Source organism: Pseudokineococcus marinus, from assembly GCF_013004605.1.
Taxonomy (GTDB): Bacteria; Actinomycetota; Actinomycetes; order Actinomycetales; family Quadrisphaeraceae; genus Pseudokineococcus; species Pseudokineococcus marinus.
Genome location: NZ_JABEMA010000315.1, coordinates 1 through 3444 on the forward strand (window position 1 = coordinate 1; position 3444 = coordinate 3444).

The 3444-nt window shown below is 75.0% G+C and carries 2 protein-coding genes; one reads left to right on the plus strand and one right to left on the minus strand.

Annotation, left to right across the window (positions count from 1 at the left end):
- The coding region (locus tag HLB09_RS14660) for an HAD family hydrolase (RefSeq protein WP_409373014.1) at positions 1-276 on the minus strand (276 nt) is incomplete at its 3' end.
- 280 nt (positions 277-556) lie between these two features.
- Between HLB09_RS14660 and HLB09_RS14665 the strand changes: the two genes are divergently transcribed.
- Positions 557-3444, plus strand: a 2888-nt coding sequence (locus tag HLB09_RS14665; RefSeq protein WP_171204073.1) for a S8 family peptidase, incomplete at its 3' end; no start/stop codon positions are given.

Genomic DNA, 3444 nt, shown 5'->3' on the forward strand with positions numbered 1-3444 from the left:
GTCCTGCGCGCGGTAGCGCGCGGCGAGGTCCTCGAGCAGCGCCGGGGTGGCCCGCCCGGGCGGCACGAGTGCGGCGAGCGTCCCCGACAGCGGGAGGCCGCGCGCGGCCTCGGCGGCGGCCGCGTCGAAGGGGAGGCCGACCTCGCCGAGGGCGGCGCGCAGGCACGAGCTGATGCGCGGACCGGAGTCGACGAGCGTCTGGTCGAGGTCGAAGCCGACGACGGGACCCTCGCCCCGGCGCCGGCCCGCGGAGGGCTCCGGAGTCGCTGCGCGCACCGGCGCCACCCTACGGAGGACGCCGAGGCCGACCGGAAGTGCCCGGGCGACGATCCGGACGAGGGCCCTCACGACGGGCGGGCGATCTGACGCACCGTCACTGCCGGGCGCGCAGCGCGGCTGAGGAGAACCTGCCAGCACCCTTGACGGACGCCGAGAGGTGGGGTCCCCTACGTCCGGACGGGTGACGCAGCGCGACCGCGCGGTCACCCGCCGTGCTGGCCTGCGCCGGCGTCCCGACCGGCCCCGGCCGGACCGCTCCCACCAGGAGGCTCCCCCCGTGCACCCTCGCCCCTCCCCCGGCGCGCGCTCCCGCCGCGCCGCCGCGGTGCTGACCGGCCTCGGCCTGGTCGTCGCCACCGTCGGCAGCGTCGGCCCCGCCGTCGCCTCGCCCGTCGCGCCCGTGGGCGACGCCGCCGCCGCGACCGACTTCACCGACGGCCGCTACGTCGTCACGCTGGCCCAGGAGCCGGCCGCCACCTACGAGGGCGGCGTCGCCGGCCTCGCCGCCACCGCGCCGGAGGAGGGGGAGAAGCTCGACGCCGGCAGCCGCGAGGTCCAGCGGTACCAGCGCTTCCTCGAGCGCCAGCAGGAGGACGTCGCCGACGCCGTCGACGCCGAGCCGGAGTACCAGTACACGGCGGCGGTCAACGGCTTCTCGGCGGAGCTCACGGCGGAGCAGGCCACGGCCCTGGCCGCCACGCGCGGCGTCGTCAGCGTCGAGCGCGACGTCGCGCTCGACCTCGACACCGTGGACAGCCCGGCCTTCCTCGGCCTGACCGGCGAGGACGGCGTCTGGGCCCAGCTCGGCGGCCCGGACGCCACGGGCGAGGGCGTCGTCGTCGGCGTCATCGACTCCGGCATCACCCCGGAGAACCCCTCCTTCGCGGGCGAGCCGGTGACGGCGACCGAGCCGGGCGGGGTCGGCAGCACCTTCCGCACGGCCGCGGGCAACATCGGCGTCGTCAAGGCGGACGGCGAGGTCTTCGAGGGCGAGTGCGAGACGGGGCCGTCCTTCGGCGCCGACCTCTGCAACGACAAGCTCGTCTCGGCGCGCTACTTCGCCGACGGGTTCGTGGCCAACGTCCCGCCGGCCGACTACTCCGAGTTCGAGACGATCTCCCCGCGCGACGGCGACGGCCACGGCACCCACACCGCCGGCACGGCGGTCGGCAACGGCGGCGTCGAGATGGTGGTCGACGGGCGCGACTTCGGGCAGGGCTCGGGCATGGCGCCCGGCGCCAAGCTCGCCACGTACAAGGTCTGCTTCGAGGACGTCGACCCCGACACGGGCGGCTGCTACACCTCCGACTCCGTCGCCGCCATCAACCAGGCGGTCCTCGACGGCGTCGACGTCCTCAACTACTCGATCTCCGGCTCGACGACGAGCTCCATCGGCGCGGTGGAGATCGCCTTCCTCTCCGCGGCGTCGGCCGGCGTCTTCGTCGCCGCCTCGGCCGGCAACTCCGGCCCCGGCGCCTCGACGGTCGCCCACAACAGCCCCTGGCTGACGACGGTGGCCGCGAGCACGCACCACTACTTCTACGGCACGGTCGAGACCGGTGACGGCGAGCTCTACCGCGGCTCCTCGGTCACCGCGCCGCTGCCCGAGGGCGCTCCCGCCGTCCTCTCCTCCGAGGTGGCCGCCGCCGGCGTGGCCGTCGACCGGGCGCGCCTGTGCTACCCCGGCTCGCTCGACCCGGCGCAGGTCGAGGGCACGGTCGTCGTCTGCGACCGCGGCACCATCGCCCGCACCGACAAGTCCCTCGCCGTCGAGCAGGCCGGCGGCGTCGGCATGGTGCTCACCAACACCGCGCCCTCGAGCGTCGACGCCGACGTGCACTACGTGCCGACCGTCCACGTCGACGAGGTCGCCGGCGCGGCGATCAAGGAGTACGTGACCAGCGCGGCCGAGCCGACCCTGGCGATCCTCGCGGGCGACCAGACGGGCGCCGCGCCGGAGCCGGCCCCGGTCATCGCCGGGTTCTCCAGCCGCGGCCCCGCCGCGGCGCACGACGGCGACCTGCTCAAGCCCGACATCTCCGCGCCGGGCGTCAGCGTCCTCGCGGCGGTCGCCCCCGGCCCCAACGGCGGACGCGACTTCAACTTCCTCTCGGGCACCTCGATGTCGAGCCCGCACGTCGCCGGCCTGGGCGCGCTCCTCCTCGGCGTCCACCCCGACTGGAGCCCCACGGCGGTCAAGTCGGCGATGATGACGACGGCGTACGACCTCCTCGAGGAGGACGGCACGCCGGACACGGACCACTTCAACGGCGGCGCGGGCCACGTCGACCCGACCCGCTTCCTCGAGCCGGGCCTCGTCTACGAGTCCGACGTCGACGAGTGGCTGTCCTTCCTCGAGCGCACCGAGGAGGTCGACTTCGGCATCCCCGGCGTCGACCCGATCGACGACGCGTCGAACCTCAACCAGCCGTCCATCGCGATCGGCGCGCTCGCCGGCACGCAGACGGTGACCCGCACCGTCACGGCGACCACCCCGGGCCTCTACCGGGCCGTGGCCGACGTGCCGGGCATGGACGTCAAGGTGACGCCGCGGGTGCTCAACTTCACGGCCCCCGGCCAGAGCCGCACCTTCAAGGTGCAGATGACCCGCACGAGCGCCCCGCTCGGGCAGTACGCGCAGGGCTCGCTCACGTGGGAGGGCCGCGGCCTGTCCGTGCGCTCCCCCGTCGTCGCCCGCCCGGTCGTCGTTGCCGCGCCGCTCGAGGTCACGGGTGACGTCGCCGACGGCGGCATCACCTACCGCGTGACCCCCGGCAGCTCGGACGCCATCGACGTCACGGTCAACGGCTTCGTGCCCGGCCAGCGCGTCACCGGGGACGTCGTCTCCGGCAGCCCGATCACCCCGGGCGTGACCAACGCGTCGACGGACATCTACCCGATCGACATCCCGGCCGGCACGACCCTCGGGCGCGCCGACCTCACCGCGGGCGAGGGGGCCGACGACCTCGACCTCTACATCACCAACGCCGCGGGTCAGCTGGTCGGCCAGTCGGCGACGGGCGACGCGGACGAGCAGGTCATGCCGGACATCGTCACGGGGTACTCCGACGACGTCGAGACCTACGACTACGACCAGGACCGGGCGCGCGAGCTGCTCGCCGAGGCCGGCCAGAGCGACCTGACGGTCGACTTCGTGTACCCGAC